The 15,715-nt window shown below is 39.4% G+C and carries 17 protein-coding genes; 11 read left to right on the forward strand and 6 right to left on the reverse strand.

Translation table 11 applies throughout. The features are described from left to right. Nucleotides 1–53: 53 nt before the first annotated feature. Nucleotides 54–785: a glucosamine-6-phosphate deaminase gene (gene nagB / locus ACN6NE_RS16845; RefSeq protein WP_474326061.1), complete on the reverse strand. Its 732-nt coding sequence runs from the start codon at nt 783–785 to the stop codon at nt 54–56. Between the two features lie 2 nt (nt 786–787). Beyond that, nucleotides 788–1,972, reverse strand: a complete 1,185-nt coding sequence (nagA, locus tag ACN6NE_RS16850; RefSeq protein WP_129706958.1) for an N-acetylglucosamine-6-phosphate deacetylase — start codon at nt 1,970–1,972, stop codon at nt 788–790. Nucleotides 1,973–2,299: 327 nt separating this feature from the next. On the opposite strand from nagA, the gene nagE reads away from it, so the two are divergent. From nagE to ACN6NE_RS16875, 5 genes are all read left to right on the forward strand, one after another. Beyond that, a complete protein-coding gene (gene nagE / locus ACN6NE_RS16855) occupies nt 2,300–4,177 on the forward strand; it encodes an N-acetylglucosamine-specific PTS transporter subunit IIBC (RefSeq protein WP_474326063.1) in 1,878 nt (625 codons plus the stop codon). A 113-nt stretch (nt 4,178–4,290) separates the two neighbouring features. Then, nucleotides 4,291–4,425, forward strand: coding sequence for a hypothetical protein (locus tag ACN6NE_RS16860; RefSeq protein ID WP_474326065.1), 135 nt, complete (start codon nt 4,291–4,293; stop codon nt 4,423–4,425). A 200-nt stretch (nt 4,426–4,625) separates the two neighbouring features. Beyond that, nucleotides 4,626–5,345, forward strand: a complete 720-nt coding sequence (locus tag ACN6NE_RS16865) for a DUF554 domain-containing protein (protein ID WP_474326644.1) — start codon at nt 4,626–4,628, stop codon at nt 5,343–5,345. Between the two features lie 132 nt (nt 5,346–5,477). Then, nucleotides 5,478–5,852 carry a VOC family protein gene (locus ACN6NE_RS16870; RefSeq protein WP_474326066.1) on the forward strand — a complete coding sequence of 125 codons (375 nt, stop codon included), beginning with the start codon at nt 5,478–5,480 and terminating at the stop codon, nt 5,850–5,852. Nucleotides 5,853–5,931: 79 nt separating this feature from the next. Continuing rightward, nucleotides 5,932–6,249, forward strand: coding sequence for a hypothetical protein (locus ACN6NE_RS16875; protein WP_474326068.1), 318 nt, complete (start codon nt 5,932–5,934; stop codon nt 6,247–6,249). 55 nt (nt 6,250–6,304) lie between these two features. On the opposite strand, the gene ACN6NE_RS16880 is transcribed toward ACN6NE_RS16875, so the two are convergent. Further along, nucleotides 6,305–6,625, reverse strand: coding sequence for an iron-sulfur cluster biosynthesis family protein (locus tag ACN6NE_RS16880; protein WP_474326070.1), 321 nt, complete (start codon nt 6,623–6,625; stop codon nt 6,305–6,307). Between the two features lie 509 nt (nt 6,626–7,134). Here ACN6NE_RS16880 and ACN6NE_RS16885 point away from each other — a divergent pair. From ACN6NE_RS16885 to ACN6NE_RS16900, 4 genes are read left to right on the forward strand one after another with little or no spacing between them, the layout of a single operon-like run. After that, on the forward strand, nt 7,135–8,829 hold the full coding sequence (locus ACN6NE_RS16885) for a hypothetical protein (protein ID WP_474326072.1): 1,695 nt from the start codon (nt 7,135–7,137) through the stop codon (nt 8,827–8,829). Between the two features lie 14 nt (nt 8,830–8,843). Next, a complete protein-coding gene (locus ACN6NE_RS16890; protein WP_474326073.1) occupies nt 8,844–10,067 on the forward strand; it encodes an ABC transporter permease in 1,224 nt (407 codons plus the stop codon). Then, nucleotides 10,064–11,209: an ABC transporter permease gene (locus ACN6NE_RS16895; RefSeq protein ID WP_474326075.1), complete on the forward strand. Its 1,146-nt coding sequence runs from the start codon at nt 10,064–10,066 to the stop codon at nt 11,207–11,209. The genes ACN6NE_RS16890 and ACN6NE_RS16895 overlap by 4 nt, the downstream gene beginning before the upstream one ends. Then, nucleotides 11,206–11,916 carry an ABC transporter ATP-binding protein gene (locus ACN6NE_RS16900; RefSeq protein ID WP_047751440.1) on the forward strand — a complete coding sequence of 237 codons (711 nt, stop codon included), beginning with the start codon at nt 11,206–11,208 and terminating at the stop codon, nt 11,914–11,916. The genes ACN6NE_RS16895 and ACN6NE_RS16900 overlap by 4 nt, the downstream gene beginning before the upstream one ends. A 52-nt stretch (nt 11,917–11,968) precedes the next feature. On the opposite strand, the gene ACN6NE_RS16905 is transcribed toward ACN6NE_RS16900, so the two are convergent. The 3 genes from ACN6NE_RS16905 to ACN6NE_RS16915 all read right to left on the reverse strand — a co-directional run bounded on the left by ACN6NE_RS16905 (nt 11,969) and on the right by ACN6NE_RS16915 (nt 14,178). Next, nucleotides 11,969–13,324 (reverse strand): hemolysin family protein, encoded by a 1,356-nt coding sequence (locus ACN6NE_RS16905; protein WP_033578338.1) that lies wholly within the window; start codon nt 13,322–13,324, stop codon nt 11,969–11,971. Between the two features lie 59 nt (nt 13,325–13,383). Beyond that, a complete protein-coding gene (locus ACN6NE_RS16910) occupies nt 13,384–13,749 on the reverse strand; it encodes a MerR family transcriptional regulator (protein ID WP_474326077.1) in 366 nt (121 codons plus the stop codon). 228 nt (nt 13,750–13,977) lie between these two features. Beyond that, nucleotides 13,978–14,178: a hypothetical protein gene (locus ACN6NE_RS16915; protein ID WP_474326078.1), complete on the reverse strand. Its 201-nt coding sequence runs from the start codon at nt 14,176–14,178 to the stop codon at nt 13,978–13,980. A 147-nt stretch (nt 14,179–14,325) separates the two neighbouring features. Between ACN6NE_RS16915 and gloA2 the strand changes: the two genes are divergently transcribed. After that, complete coding sequence (gene gloA2, locus ACN6NE_RS16920; RefSeq protein ID WP_129706975.1) at nt 14,326–14,724, forward strand: SMU1112c/YaeR family gloxylase I-like metalloprotein; 399 nt, start codon at nt 14,326–14,328, stop codon at nt 14,722–14,724. A 5-nt stretch (nt 14,725–14,729) separates the two neighbouring features. Next, the gene (locus ACN6NE_RS16925) at nt 14,730–15,596 is read left to right on the forward strand and encodes a gamma-glutamylcyclotransferase family protein (RefSeq protein ID WP_129706978.1); all 867 of its coding nucleotides are present in this window, start codon (nt 14,730–14,732) and stop codon (nt 15,594–15,596) included. The last annotated feature ends 119 nt before the right edge of the window (nt 15,597–15,715 follow it).

Genomic DNA, 15,715 nt, shown 5'->3' on the forward strand with positions numbered 1-15,715 from the left:
TCTTTCATAAAGACGGATTGATTATAGCCGGGACAGCCTACTTGACTATTCTTTCAAAGGTTCACTTTAGCTAAAGCTTCTTGGTCCGCAATAATTGTAACACAGTGATGCTTCTTTAAAATAGAAGCAGGGAAGTTCTCTGTGATTTCTCCGTTAAGCAGCTGATACATCGCTTCTGCTTTGGCTTCCCCGGAGATAAGCAGTAAAATTTCTTTACTTTTCATAATCGATTCAATTCCCATTGTAATAGCCTGAGTAGGCACTTCGTCAAGAGAATTAAAGTAGCGCGCATTGGCTTTTCGCGTTGACTCTTCTAACGTCACAATATGAGTAGGAGAGTTGAATGGCGTACCAGGTTCGTTAAAGCCAATATGTCCGTTTTGACCGATTCCAAGAACCTGAAGGTCAATGCCTCCGTGATTTTGGATCAATTCATCGTAGCGGCGGCATTCTTCTTCAGGCGTATCAGCTAGGCCGTTAGGAACGTGCGTGTTGCTTACGTCAATATCAATGTGATTAAATAACGCATCTGCCATATAGAAGTGATAGCTGTTTGGATCTTGCGGCTTCATTCCGACATATTCATCTAAGTTAAAGGAAGTAACGTGTTTGTAAGACGTGCCGTGCTCCTTATGATCTTGAATTAAACGATCATACAATCCTTTCGGCGTGCCTCCCGTTGCAAGTCCCAGATTCATATTTGGTTTTTCATGAAGTTTGCTAACCAGCATATCAGCTGCTTTTGCGCTCATTTCACTGTAATTTTTCACTTGGATGATATTCATTGTTAGTCCTCCTTTTGAAAGCTCAATGTGCCTCGGCAAAATGTCATTTCAACATCTAAATTTTCATTTAACACCACGATATCCGCATCTTTTCCAATTTTGAGGCTTCCTTTTGTATCGAACAGATTAAGCTGTTTTGCTGGGTTTTCAGCAGTCATTTTTACGATGTCTTCTAATGAACAATTCGTAAAGCTCATCGTGTTTTTAATCGCATCGTTCATCTTTAAGATGCTTCCTGCTAACGTTCCATCTGCAAGGGTAGCCGTTGTGTCGTTTACGTGAACAGGCTGTCCTCCTAAATCATACGTACCGTTTTTTAGCCATTTGGCACGAAGAGAATCCGTGATAAGAATCATGCGTTCACTTGTGATTTGATCGTACGCAAGCTTGACCATTTCAGGTCGGCAGTGGATGCCGTCTGTAATCAGCTCTACAAATAATTCACCTCTCAAATAAGCGGCGCCTAATACGCCCGGCTCTCTATGGTGAAGACCCCGCATGCCGTTATATAAGTGCGTAATATGAGATGCTCCTGCTTCGATGGCTTCACCAACTTGATCATATGTGCTGTCAGAATGGCCAATAGAAGCGACGACGTTTGTTTCTTTTAAATAAGAAGTAAGCGCTAAGCCGTTTGGCTGCTCCGGAGCTAATGTAACAAGTTTAATATGTCCTCCGGCTGCTTTTTGCCACTCTTGAAACAGTGTCACATTCGGATCTTGAATGTGAGTAGGCGGCTGTGCACCCGCACGTTTCGGTGAAATAAACGGACCTTCTAAGTGAATACCAACTACTTCAGCATCCGTGCTTGTTTGCTCTTCGATATAAGCGCCCGCGTTGCGAAGCGCTTTTTCAACCGCTTCATTCGATTGCGTCATAGTGGTTGCTAAAAAGCTTGTTGTACCTTCTTTTGGGAGCGTGCGCGCCATTGTTTTTAATGCTTCTGCTGTACCGTCCATCGCATCGGCATTGTTAACGCCATGAATATGCACATCAATGGCACCAGGAATCACTTTATAGGAAGGAGAAAGCTCAATCACATGATCATTCGGCTGACGTACGTATTGATGTATCTCTCCGATTTCAGTAATTTTCTTGTTCGTTAGTTTAATATACCCGTTTTTTAATGTCTGATTTTCACCATAAACGGTTACATTATAAATAATGATGGATGAATGTGTATCCATACATACACTCCTTTGCTCGTTGTATTGATTTAAGTGTAACGCTTTTTGGAATAGTTGTCTAGACCAGTTGATTCTTTTTTGTGAACTAGAAAGTTTTGTAAGGGCTTTTAACATTGATATAGAGAGGTTTTTAAAAATAAAATTGGTATAGACAACTATATATTTTCTGTGCTAGTATGAGTCCATGCAGTAAAACCGCCGTTATTTCAGCTGATGATGTAATCATATGCCGGGATAAATGCGGTAACTTGTCATCCGATAAATATTGTTGCGAAAATCCTTGCTCGTAACATCGGGTTAAATACGTTATACAAAGGGGATAGAAATATGCTGAATTTTTTACAACGTATTGGTAAATCGCTTATGCTGCCAATCGCAGTATTACCTGCTGCGGCATTGCTTCTTCGTTTGGGTCAAAAGGACTTATTGGATATTCCATTTATGGCTCAAGCCGGAGATGCAATTTTTGCGAATTTAGCACTACTGTTTGCACTTGGTATTGCTGTAGGGCTTTCAAAAGATGGAAGCGGCGCAGCAGCACTTGCCGGAGTGGTCGGTTATTTTGTGTTAACAAAAGGAACTGTAGCTATTGATAAAGATATTAACATGGGTGTACTCGGCGGGATTGTCTCGGGGGTCACGGCTGGTTTACTATACAATCGTTTCTCAGCCATTAAGCTGCCAGAGTGGCTCGGCTTCTTTGCAGGAAAGCGGTTTGTACCGATTATTACGTCAGTCGTTATGCTCGCGCTTGCAGGAATCTTTGGGGTTATTTGGCCACCGATTCAAGATCAAATTAACAACTTAGGAACGTGGATTACAGGAGCAGGAGCGCTTGGTGCAGGTATATACGGATTTTTAAACCGTCTATTGATTCCAATTGGACTGCATCACGTGTTAAACAGCTTAGTATGGTTTGTATTTGGAGACTATCACGGCGTAACGGGAGATTTGAATCGCTTCTTTAAAGGCGATCCAACGGCAGGAACATTTATGTCTGGATTCTTCCCGGTTATGATGTTTGGTTTACCGGCAGCTGCGCTTGCGATGATTGCAGCAGCTAAAAAAGAAAAGCGCAAACAAGTCAGCGGTATGTTGATCGGACTTGCTGTTACTTCTTTTTTAACGGGAATTACGGAACCAATTGAATTTCTATTTATGTTCGTAGCACCGTTATTATACGTTATTCATGCCGTTTTAACGGGAATATCGATGGCTTTAGCCGTTGCTCTTGGTATTCACGCTGGATTTGGATTTTCAGCAGGGGCCATTGATTTCTTCTTAAACTATGGAATTTCACAAAAACCGCTACTGTTAGCGGGAATTGGAATTGTATATGCAGTCATTTACTTTGTCATTTTCTACACGCTGATCAAAGCATTAAATTTAAAAACACCGGGACGTGAAGATGATGAAGAAGTAGACACATCAAACGAAACGGTTGTGGCAACAGGTGATAAATATGTGGATATGGCTTCTTATTTTATTGAAGATTTAGGCGGAAAAGAAAACTTAACCGTAATTGATAACTGTGCGACTCGTCTTCGTTTACAAGTAGCTGATGCCGGCAACATTAACGAAGCTGCCTTAAAGCGTCACGGAGCGAGAGGAATCATGAAGCTCAGCAAAACAAATGTTCAAGTCATTGTGGGAACAGAAGTAGAGTTTGTTGCGGACGCAATGAATCAATTAGTTAAATACGGTACAGCGTCAACCGCTGCACCTGTTGAACAAGCATCTGTTCAAACAGATGCACACACAGAGTTTGTGTTACCGTTTGAAGGCATTGTAAAGCCGCTTAGTGAAGTAGAAGATCAAGTGTTTTCACAAAAAATGATGGGTGACGGCTTTGCGATTGAACCGATTGAAGGAACGCTCGTATCACCGATTAACGGTGAAGTCATGACCGTATTCCCAACAAAACATGCGATTGGCTTAAAAACAGTAGAAGGAATTGAAATCCTCATTCACGTTGGATTAGATACTGTGAATTTAAAAGGAGAAGGATTCGAAGCGCTTGTTCAAGAAGGTGACAGCGTTCAACAAGAAACACCTCTTTTACAAGTAGATTTAGAGTATGTTAAAAAGCATGCACCGTCTATTGTGACACCAGTTGTATTTACCAACTTGCCAGCGGATAAAGAAGTGAAGCTGTTAAAAACAGGCTACCAAAAGCAAGGTACAAAAGACGTTATTACATTTTAATCAAAAGAGACTGAAACAAATTTGTTTTAGTTAAAGATCCGAATGATTCATCGTTCGGATCTTTTTCTTTTGATAGTGAACGTAGATTTAATTTATTTAGTTGCTTCTAGCTGTTGATTGGAGGGCAAGGCGAAGACTCCTGCGGGAAAAGGGGAACAGGTGAGACCCCGCAGGAGCGCAAGCGACGAGGAGGCTTACCGGTCGCCCGTGGAAAGCGAAGCCTTGGACGGGAATCAACAGCGTCGTAACAAACCATCAGCTCATTTATTCCATTTGTTCGTCTATAGATTCGATTGATTTCGTTATATCTTAATCTCTTTTTTCTTTTTTTAATAATTGCGAGAATTTTGTGTTAAAATTTAGTGTGTTTGATACAGCTAGTGCGGAGCAGAGAGGAAGTAGAACAAGTGAAAAAAGAAACGGCATTATTCACAGTAAAGGTGACAGCATGTTTATTATAGGAGCATTAGTCAATGGATTAGCAATTGTTGTAGGAACATTAATGGGCAAGCTTGCTCACCGCATTCCTGAAAAAGTAAGCGTGACGGTGATGCAAGTGATGGGTTTATCCGTTATCACCCTCGGTTTGCAAATGGGCTTTAACAGTCATCAGTTTTTAATTGTAATTTTGAGTTTAGCCATTGGAGCGGTTATTGGTGAGTTCATTGATTTAGATGAAAAGCTAAACCTTTTAGGCAATATGATTGAACGAAAATTTCAATCTCAGCAAAACGACAAGCAAACATTTAGTATGTCACAGGGCTTTGTGACAGGAACGTTGATCTTTGTTATTGGAGCGATGGCGATCGTCGGGGCATTAGACAGCGGAATACGCGGCGATCACAGCGTATTGTTTACAAAAGCGGTGATGGATGGATTTATCTCATTATTATTAACGACTACGCTTGGAATAGGCGTCATTTTCTCAGCGGTGCCGGTGTTTCTGTACGAAGGCATCATTGCGTTGTTTGCCACCCAAATTAATGCGGTTGTGCCGCAAGATTTAATGAATAGTATCATTGCCGAAGTCACCGGAGTAGGCGGCGTGTTAATTTTAGCAATTGGGATTAATTTATTAGAAATTATTAAAATTAAAGTTGCGAATTTACTGCCTTCAATTTTAATTGCGGTTGTGATTGTAGTTGTCCAGCATACATATTTTTTATGAAGAAAAAGCTTGTGAATAGTATTCGCAAGCTTTTTTGTATATATGAGCAAAAGTTAAGGGAATAGCAGGTATAAAGTGATACGTGGATAATAATGGTATAGAACGAACCAAAAACAAAAAGGAGGACTAAAAATGCCAAGTCCTGTTTTCAATAAAATGAATACGGTATTTATCCACGTATCTCATTTAAAAACTTCGGTAAAATGGTATAGCGAGTTATTAAATCAAGAATACAAGATGAGCGAGGTTAAGAACCCAGTATATAATCTTAAAATTGATGGAGAAACAGGATTAACGCTAGACGCAGGCCTTGAAGGAAAAGAAAAACAAATAGCGGTTAGTCTCCATCCAATTTTTAATTTTCATACGGAAGATATTAAAGAAGTGTATGAATTTGTTAAAGGTCTGCACTATACGATTGATTCTCCGATTACTTCTTTTGAGGATTTTTCGTTTTTTACTATAAAAGATCCGGATGGACATGTGGTCATGATTTGCGCAGGTTAAGTCGTTAGCTCCAGAAGTTTAAGGTATAGTATACTAATAATAAAACCCTAATGAAATGAAGTAAGGAGAAATACTGCTTATGAAAGACAATCAACAGATTACAGCTCTTATTACTGCACAAGTGGAGAAGTTAGCACGTCAATTTGGCTATGACTTTTTATCTGAAAAACAAGAGAATCAAACGCTTTGTCAAATTCTTCAGCGAGATGAAGACGGATCTATTTTGGCAACACCGCTTAGTTTTCATTTACATATGAATGAAGACAAAGGGACGGGAGATATTATTTACTACCATGAACAAGGAGAATTTAAGCGTCAGCAGGTGAATGTATATGAAGAAAATAGCCTTGTGAACGTTTTGTTATTTATCCAAGAGCGGTTAAAGGTCAATCGATAGAAGCGAGTTTCCTAACATATGCAAGAAAAAAAGCAGGGAGTTCCCTGCTTTTTTTCTATGAATTAATATAGTGCAATCCTACGCGGTTATTAAAAATTTGGTTATGATTTTTAAAGACAAAAGCACCTGCTGCGTGATCAATCACCAGCTCATTGTCGTATACTTCTTCCATGTCATCATCAACAATAAATTCTAAGTCTTCAACCGTTACAACTTTTTCATAGGGTTGAAGGCTGCGCTTTGAGATGATCTTCATTTCATAAATCGTATTCACAATATCGCAGCTTCCTCGATCAAAAGAAAGCTGAATCATTTGATTTTGTTCTACGTTCTGCAACGCTTCTTTTGCAGAAGGAGTGACGCGTATATTCATCATGATATCCTCCTTTTTCTATCCTCAAATTAAATTGTGTGAAATGTATTTAGAAATACTTTACTCGATTTTTATATCACCGGCAAGAAAAAAGCTTTCTTATATTATTTCCCTTTCGAAATGGAACAAAACGCTGCTTTTTTATCATCTTTTTATAAATGCATACATAGATATCACCTGTGTGTGATTAAAGGAAAAAGAGATCGACTATAGAAAAACGGTGCTTCGTAATTCTTAGGTGTAAATACTTAAAGATAGGAACATATTGTAAAAATATAAGAAGTTAAGTCATTTACTTATTTTAATAGTTATTGAGATAGTTTTGAATAATTGGTTTTATTTTCAATATAATGGGTACTTAAGTAGAGTACTTTGCACACGATATTGCACCGAAAGACATCGGTTTATCGGACTAATTATTGTCTTATTTTGTCGAAGTAGTAGAATTTATGGAAACCTTTCCTTATCATGTACAAAGTGAATAACAAAATACATAGGAGGTTCTGGTGTAGATGAGTGAGAAAGATCAAAACAGAACAACAGACGAAACAGCGGCTTCGCTAGAAACAGCGCCCGCTCCCAAAAAAGCGCCGGCTAAATGGATTATCATTTTAGCAGCTTTAATTGTGATTATTGGAGGAGCAATTACATTTGCTACGGTATTTAAAAAATCTCCTAAGCAATTATACTTAATCTCTGAAGTAAATACGTACCAAAAAGCAGCAGATGAATTGGAAACGAAGTACAGTGAAACGATGGCTTATCAGGAAAAAGCGATGAAACAGCCTTCTACTACAAATGCTACTATCAAAGGCGGCTTTAACATGGATTCACTTTCGTATGATCCAAGCTTTAAAATGATTCAAGATCTTATCAGTAAAGCTGAAATTAAAATTAAAGCGGAACAAGATCCGAAAAAAAGTGAAGGATATGGTTCACTGGCTCTTAATATCGGCGGTTCAAAAGCGCTTGACCTAGAAGGTTTTCAAACGAAAGAAAGAATAGGCTTTAAAGCCCCGATTCTAGCAAATGAATATTTCTATTTAAACTTAGACGAATATGGACAGGTAGCGCGTAAGTTCGATCCTTCGTATTCAGGTCCTGAAACGCTTGATATTAACACGAGCAACGTAAGTTTAGAAGATTTAAAGTTAACGGAAAAAGAAAAGACCTACATTGCAAAAGAGTACGGAACGTTCATTTATGATGAGTTAGACAGCGATTATTTTACAAAAGAAAAAAATGTGGATTATAAAACAAATGGCAAAACGCTTCAGTTAACAAGCGTGACGCTTAACATGTCTGACAAAGAAACAAAACAATTTATGGATAAGCTTATTGCGAAGGTAGCAAAAGATGACAAGCTTCATACTATCTATGCAAATCACGTGTCTAAGCTGTTTAGATCTTCAGCAGCGACAAATCCAGAATTAAAAGATATGGCAGATCCAAAAGAATTGAAAAAATCAGTAAAAGAAAGTCTTCAAGACTTCCAAAAAGAGGCAAAAGATACGACTTACCCTGGCGGTGTTAAATCAACTGTGTACGTTCAAGATGATGTTGTGGTAGCTCGCGATATGAACATGGGCGTAAAAAATGCTTCTAACGAAAAAGGAAAGATTAACGTCGTGACTAAAAATGTTCCGTACGAAGATAACAAAACGGCGAAGCAGTTCAAAACAGTACTCACGGAGAACAGTACGGATGATGTGCTTACGTTTGATATGAAAAATGACGTAACAACGGAAAGTGAAAAACGCAAAGAAAACATGTCTATTCATTTGTTAACAAAAGATTCAAAAGATGAAGACACAAATATGACGTTTAAAATGAATTCAGTAATCAATGGTAAAACCGATGCGAAACAAACGGCTGACCGTACTTTCTCTTTAGACTTAGGTAAGCAAGAAGATCTAGTAGTAAACGGAGAAGTAAAGCAAAATCAAGCAATAAGTGCTTCAAAAGGAAAAGCAGATTATTCGTTTGATATTCGTACAAAGATAGGACCAAAAGCAGATCCGGCAAACGTTACGTTAAAAATTGACTCTGCTTCTCAATTGAAAAAATCAGCAGCTATTCCAGAGCTTGACGCATCTAATGCGACAAACGTAAAAGATGTAACGCCTGAAGATATGCTGTCGATTCAAGAAAATTTCGCTAAAAATGTTCAAGGTCTCATGATGAATATGGGAACCGCTGGCTACTAAAAGGTGCAAAGCAGATGAAGATATATTTCTCTTTGACTCTTTTTACATGTAAAGCTCTATTGAAAAATATAAAATCTCTCATACTGCTAATAATGATCCCTGCTCTGTTTTTACTTGGAGCAGGGATCATTATTAGCCAGATCATGCAAGGTGAGGAGAGAGTAAATCGGTTCCCCGTGGCAATTGTGGATAAAGATGATACTGCACAAACGAAGTACGTCATCGAACAGCTGACTGAAGGTAAGCTTCGCAAGATCATGAAGCCTCTTTACACGAATGAGCAGAAAGCTAAACAGCTGCTGCAGGAAAATAAAGTGGCAGCCATTGTAACGCTGCCAAAAGGTTTTAGTCACGATATTGCTCATGGAAAAAATCAGCCTTTACACGTCATTGGAAACAGCAATAAGCCGCTTCAGTCACAGCTGTTTCGCTACGTGATGGAAAGTGCAGCCGACTACACGTCAGCCGCTCAAAGCGGTATTAATACGGTTGATACCTTTTTAGAAAAAGAAAATGTTTCCGATGAAAATAGACGCGCAGAGTTTAAGAAGAGCTTAGTAACGTTTGGGCTTCATGTATTAGATAGAGGAAGTTTATTTGATGAACAAGTAGAAACGAGTTTCTTTCAGCAGGATATGAAGCAATATTATGTCTTGTCTTTTGCTGCTTTGCTGCTTATGATTTGGAGCTACGGCGGATGGCTGCTTGCTAGTGAAACGCAGACTTCTCCCGTGCTGGCTCGAATGAAAACAAGAGGTGTATCGTTTGTCCACATTTATTTAGCGCAGCTGACGGCTCTGTTTGTTCTTTTGCTGCCGGTCTCTGTCGTTTTGTTTGGCAGCCTCATTAAAGGACTGAAACTGCCTGTAACCGGTACGTACGGAGAGCTTTTTTTAGGGGTAAGCGGAAGTTTGGTTGCTTTTTTATGTTTGTTTTTACTGCTTCGGGTTCTTTTTTTATCACAAAAAACTTATCAAATAACCGGTTTGCTGTTTATTTTGCTGAGTGCGATTCTAAGTGGACATGTTGTGCCGGTCGTCTATTTACCGGACTGGGCGAGTAGTTTTCAGAAATGGTCACTCAACACCCGCATCTTGGAGCTGTTATTTTATGAATTTGATGGATATAACACAAACGAAGCTTTTCTTTACCTTAAGCCTATTCTCATTACGGCAGCAGGAAGTTTTGTTCTTGCTGTTGGCTACGTGATGATTATGCAAAGGCGGTGGAGAAAATGATCAGTGAAAAAATAAAGCAGCTGCTGAAGCGTCCTATGCTTATTGTCATGATCTTCTTTTTACCTTTAATAGGAACGGTCATCAGCAGCTCATTTTTAGCAAAAGTACAAAGTGATTCAAAAATCCCTGTTGCTCTTGTCGATCAAGATCACAGCAACATGTCTAAACAAGTGATGAATCGACTGCAGAAAACAACAGAAATTCAGTTTCTTTCTCTGAGCGAAGAACAAGCGAGAAAGCAGCTGGCCAAAAATAAAATTGACAGCATTTTTATGTTTCCTAACGGATTTCAGGAAGAAGTAGAAGCGGGAAATTATCAAGGAGTCATTGATTTGCTCACGCTGCCTTCTTCCGTTGCGGCAGAAGCGGTTCGAGAAGTCGTGGCGAGTGAAGTGACAAGGTTAACGACAAATGTTAAAGCGGCAAATGAAGTGCGTTTTTTATATAAAGTTTATCACATTCAGGCAGGACCGGATTTATGGAAAAAAGCGTATCACTATACCGATAACCAGTGGAAGCCAAAGCCGCTGATGACAATTGATTACGAGGCGCAAGGAACGAAGAAGCATACGAAGCAAGGGAGCGTTCAAATGACCGGATACGTGCCGCTATGGGGATTTTTTACGCTTTTGATTTGCTGTATCACATCAGATTGGATGATTAAAGAGCGGAAACATCTTTTCAAACGAATGAAAACGATGCAAAAAGGACTTTACGGTTATATTCGAAGCGTCAGCACTGCTTATGCTGTGCTATACGTGCTTCAAGCTCTCATAAGCTTTGCTCTATTTAAATGGCTTTATGGAGTAGAGTCTTACGGTGTGCTGCTGTATATGTGTATCTATGTGATTGTGTGCGTTGTTTTTAGTACGTGGCTTGCAAGTGAAAGTCAGCGAGTTGGATCTTATTATATGATCAGCGTTGTCATGGTCACAGGACTCAGTATAATAGGAGGAAGCTTTTTCCCGGTAGGAGAGCTTTCTGCAACGATTGAAAGAATAAGTCAGTGGCTTCCGCAGCATCTGCTTCTGTATCAGCATGCACTGCCGCTTACATTCATTTGGAAAGAGATAGCTGTTTCCATTGCATGTATATGTTTGTGCGCGTTTAAAATAGTGTGGAATGTGAGGAGCATCAAATGATTGAAATTAACAATGTTAGCAAAACATACGGAAAAAAACGGTCGTTAGCAAATGTTACACTGACCGTAGAAAGTGGAGAAGTCATTGGTCTTTTAGGACCAAACGGCGCTGGTAAGTCGACGCTTCTGTCTATTTTGTCTACCATTACGGCTCCTTCAAGCGGGAATGTCACGATTGGAGGCTTATCGCTTAAGAAAAATCAAAAAGCGATTCGAGAAGTCATTGGCTACGTTCCACAAGATATAGCGCTGTGGGAAGAGCTTAGCGTAAAAGAAAACATGAAAATGTGGAGCAAAATGACTTCACGCTCTCTGTCGAATGAACAGCTTCAGTCTCTTTGCTCAGCTGTACAGCTCGAAGGAAGATGGAAAGAAAAAGTGAAAAATTTATCAGGAGGCATGAAGCGAAAGCTAAATATAGCCGTTTCACTTATTCATGAACCGTCCGTTTTGTTAATGGATGAGCCAACGGTCGGAATTGATTTGCAGTCCAAGCTTGAAATCATTCGTTATATTAAACAGCTGGCGGCAAAAGGAAAGACGATCATCTATATTACCCATGATTTGAATGAAATCTTAGGCGTGTGTGATCGGTTTGCGGTCTTAAAAGAAGGAAAGCTGGAGTTTGTCGGCACGATGGACCAAGCGAAGGAAAAGACTGGGGAAGATGCAGAAGAGAACGTTGTGTATAAGCTGCTGCATGATTAAGAGTAAGCAATAATAAAAAAAGAGCCGCTTCATGAAGAAGCGGCTCTTTCTATTATGCTTGTGTAACTTCTTGTTCTGGTGAATGACTTTCAGGCTGCACGCGTTCTTCCTCAGGAAGGGCACGTACTTCCACTTCTTTCATTTGGTGACCGTCCATTTCTTTTGCAATAAACTCGTATCCAAAAAGTTTGAACGATTCGCCTTCCTGGATATCGATATTTTGCATCAGCATCCAGCCGCCAATAGTATCGATATCATCATTTTCAATTTCGATATGAAGCACTTCGTTGACTTCTTCAAGCAGTACTTTTGAGTTAAAGACAAAATGCTGGTCGCTGATTTTTTGAACAAGCGGCTTTTCATCAGTATCAAACTCATCTCGAATTTCTCCAACGATTTCTTCTAAAATATCTTCAACGGTAACGATACCTGCCGTACCGCCGTACTCGTCAATCAACACAGCCATATGCGTACGTTTCTTTTGCATCGAGCGCAATAGGTCTTGAATGGCTACAGTTTCAATTACTTGAATAATAGGATTCATATAAAGCTTCACGCTTTGCTTTTTTAACGCATCGTTAATTACGACATCGTTTAGAATCTCTTTGACGTTGACTAAGCCGATAATGTTATCTTTGTCTCCGTCAACAGTAACAGGGTAGCGAGTGTAGCGATCTTCTACAGCAAGCTTTAAGAAATCTTCAATGCTGTCGTCTTCAGAAACAGCTGAAATTTCTGTTCTTGGTACCATGATTTCACGAGCAACACGGTTATCGAATTCGAAAATGTTGTTCACATACTTATATTCAGACTGGTTAATTTCCCCGCCTTTAAAACTTTCTGATAAAATAATGCGCAGCTCTTCTTCACTGTGCGCAAGTTCATGCTCTGAAGCTGGCTTTAATCCAAACATGCCAGTTAATAAACGGGCAGAACCATTTAGTAACCAAATGAAGGGGAACATAATTTTATAGAATAAAATTAACGGACGAGCAAACAATAACGTCACTGTTTCAGCTTTTTGAATCGCAAATGTTTTTGGCGCCAATTCACCAACAACTACGTGAACAAACGTTACAAGGGCAAATGCGATAATGAATGAAAGAATATGTGTTAAGGATGCAGCAACACCCAGTTCTTCAAACAGAGGTTCTAAAATCTTCGCAACAGTCGGTTCTCCTAACCAACCGAGTCCTAAAGCAGTAATCGTAATACCAAGCTGACACGCAGATAAATACTCATCTAAGTGTGTCGTCACGGTTTTAACCGCATTCGCTCCTTTTTTTCCTTCAGCAACAAGTTGATCTACCCGTGAACTACGAAGCTTCACAATTGCAAACTCTGAAGCAACGAAAAAAGCAGTGAGTACAATTAAAATCGCAAAAATAATTAAGTTAATGGTTATCAATGAATATACTTACTTTATAGTGCTATAAAGTAAGTAAACACCTCCTGTAAATAGTAAATTTACGACAGCAGCAGCAGTAAAGAGTGCAAAAGAGTGACGCTCTCTGGTGAAAGCCGATTCAACATTACTTTTCGATCTTCTTCATTCAGCTTTTCCATCAGCGGTGCAACTTCTTTTAAACTATCGTTTAGTACGTAAAATTTGGATGCTAATTCGTCTTTGGAGTGGCTATTCTCGGATTGCTCTATAGAAAATAGAGAAGAAATCTCTTCAAGAGAACGGCCTTCGCTTTTTAATTTTTCAATTAAGTAAAGACGTTTCAGCGCTTCTTCGTTATAAAAGCGATAGTTAGAAGCAGAGCGTTCTGCTTTTAACAACCCAATGTTGGTATAATAGTCAACCGTGCGTTTCGTTACATGTGCCATCTCTGCAAGTTCGCCAATTTTGTATGTCGCAACCCCATCAGAATACCACCTCCTTTAACTATGTCAACCATCACGTGATGGTTTTTATCTGCGTAACTATTTATCTTTTATCCTATCGTAATTAAGTATACGCGCGTAAGATCAAAAAGTTTCGTTTTTTTATTAGCATTCAGTATATCTCAAAATAAGGTAGTTTGACAAAGATTTTATAAAAAAAACTCGCTTATATTAAGCGAGTTTTTTAGTAGGATGACGTACAATAGTGTGCATGCGTTCATACACATATTGAATACGTTCGGTATATTCTATGAACTCAAGGCTCATTGGAGATAGCTGATCAGCAATACGGTGCATAATAGCAGCTTCTTCTTTTAACGAATCTAAATTTTGAGTTCGGTCAATTCTTGCTTTAAATGTTAACGAAATCATGTTATTCACCTCGTTGTTATGTTACTTGTTATGAGGCGCTATGTCCGTGACTTTTATCACTCTCGTCAAAGGTCATAACGTAATTATTTGATGTTTGCCGGCATTTTGTGTAGGATGATTAGAAAAGGGTTTTTATGGGAGAATGAAATGAATTTAAAACGAATGCACCACGTAGCCATTATAGGAAGTAATTATGAACGTTCAAAAGCTTTTTATGTAAATGTGTTAGGATGCAAGATTATAGAAGAAACATATAGAAAAGAAAGAGATTCATATAAGCTAGATTTAGAAGTAGCTCCTGGCTATCAAATTGAGTTGTTCTCGTTTCCAAATCCGCCACAGCGTCCTTCAAGACCTGAAGCGTGCGGCTTACGCCATTTAGCTTTTGCGGTTGAAAGCGTAGAGGATTCCAAGCGTGAACTAGAGCTGCAAGGGATTGATGTGGAACCTATTAGGGTAGATGAACTAACGGGAAAAAAATTCACTTTTTTTGCTGATCCGGACGGGTTACCACTAGAGCTTTATGAAGAGAAAGAGGGGGAATAAGGAGTATGTGCAATTATTTATTTGTATACGGAACGCTTCTTGAAGGAGAAGGTAATCACGGATTGCTGCATCATGCGCGCCCTATTGCCAAGCAGGCAAAAACGAAAGGGAAATTATATGACACAAAGCAAGGCTATCCTATGCTCGATATCGACAGTGAACATGTTGTGTACGGAGAAGTATATGAAGTGACCGATCAGCTTATGTGGAAGGCGCTTGATGAATTAGAAGGATACATTCATGAAGGTCATAAAGACAATGAATATGATAAAGTTGTGCAAACGGTTGAAACGGACCAAGGTGAATTTGAAGTCGTTGTGTATGTAGCAAGAGACCGCTCCCTGCTGCAGGAATTTATACCGGGCGGAAACTGGCGCGTGTGGAAAGAAGATCTATTAGAAGGTATGCTGTATTTCGCTTACGGTTCATGTATGGATAACGATCGTTTTATTAAGCACGGGGTGGATCAGCATTTCCAAGACTGTCTCGGCAGAGCTGCTTTCAAAGGCTATACGCTTCGATATAACCACGTTATTCATGACGGAGGACGTGCAGACATGGTTGAAGAAGGCGGAGTCGTTGAAGGCAAACTATACCGCGTGCCGCCTGAAGCCATTACGTACCTGTATGGCAGAGAAGGCGTAGATAATAACGGCTATCGTCCTGCTATTATTTCTGTCGAGCATGAAGGTAAGATGGTGGATCACGTTCTTACTTTTTTTGTGTTAAATAAAGAAAAAGAGGTCGCACCTCCGGATCACTATTCGACTGAAATTATTCGAGGAGCAACAGGTGTACTCAGCGAAGAATACGTTCAGAAGCTAATAGAGCAAGTCCATGCGCTAAAAAATAGTGATGTTGTAAATAACTAATATAAAAAGAAGCAGGGACAAAAGTAATTTAGTTGAAGAAAGCTCCGAACGAGTAATTGTTCGGAGCTTTTTATTGTTATGGTGAACGCAGCTTAATTTATTTAACTGCTTCTAGCTGT

It is taken from the genome of Priestia sp. 53B2 (assembly GCF_056099005.1).

What these genes read in the sequence shown, in the direction of transcription:
- ACN6NE_RS16925 (WP_129706978.1), top strand. Translation starts at nt 14,730, where the DNA reads ATGTGCAATTATTTATTTGTATACGGAACGCTTCTTGAAGGAGAAGGT.
- nagB (WP_474326061.1), bottom strand. Translation starts at nt 785, where the DNA reads ATGAATATCATCCAAGTGAAAAATTACAGTGAAATGAGCGCAAAAGCA.
- ACN6NE_RS16900 (WP_047751440.1), top strand. Translation starts at nt 11,206, where the DNA reads ATGATTGAAATTAACAATGTTAGCAAAACATACGGAAAAAAACGGTCG.
- nagA (WP_129706958.1), bottom strand. Translation starts at nt 1,972, where the DNA reads ATGGATACACATTCATCCATCATTATTTATAATGTAACCGTTTATGGT.
- ACN6NE_RS16865 (WP_474326644.1), top strand. Translation starts at nt 4,626, where the DNA reads ATGTTTATTATAGGAGCATTAGTCAATGGATTAGCAATTGTTGTAGGA.
- ACN6NE_RS16880 (WP_474326070.1), bottom strand. Translation starts at nt 6,625, where the DNA reads ATGATGAATATACGCGTCACTCCTTCTGCAAAAGAAGCGTTGCAGAAC.
- ACN6NE_RS16870 (WP_474326066.1), top strand. Translation starts at nt 5,478, where the DNA reads ATGCCAAGTCCTGTTTTCAATAAAATGAATACGGTATTTATCCACGTA.
- nagE (WP_474326063.1), top strand. Translation starts at nt 2,300, where the DNA reads ATGCTGAATTTTTTACAACGTATTGGTAAATCGCTTATGCTGCCAATC.
- ACN6NE_RS16885 (WP_474326072.1), top strand. Translation starts at nt 7,135, where the DNA reads ATGAGTGAGAAAGATCAAAACAGAACAACAGACGAAACAGCGGCTTCG.
- ACN6NE_RS16890 (WP_474326073.1), top strand. Translation starts at nt 8,844, where the DNA reads ATGAAGATATATTTCTCTTTGACTCTTTTTACATGTAAAGCTCTATTG.
- ACN6NE_RS16895 (WP_474326075.1), top strand. Translation starts at nt 10,064, where the DNA reads ATGATCAGTGAAAAAATAAAGCAGCTGCTGAAGCGTCCTATGCTTATT.
- ACN6NE_RS16915 (WP_474326078.1), bottom strand. Translation starts at nt 14,178, where the DNA reads ATGATTTCGTTAACATTTAAAGCAAGAATTGACCGAACTCAAAATTTA.
- ACN6NE_RS16910 (WP_474326077.1), bottom strand. Translation starts at nt 13,749, where the DNA reads ATGGCACATGTAACGAAACGCACGGTTGACTATTATACCAACATTGGG.
- gloA2 (WP_129706975.1), top strand. Translation starts at nt 14,326, where the DNA reads ATGAATTTAAAACGAATGCACCACGTAGCCATTATAGGAAGTAATTAT.
- ACN6NE_RS16875 (WP_474326068.1), top strand. Translation starts at nt 5,932, where the DNA reads ATGAAAGACAATCAACAGATTACAGCTCTTATTACTGCACAAGTGGAG.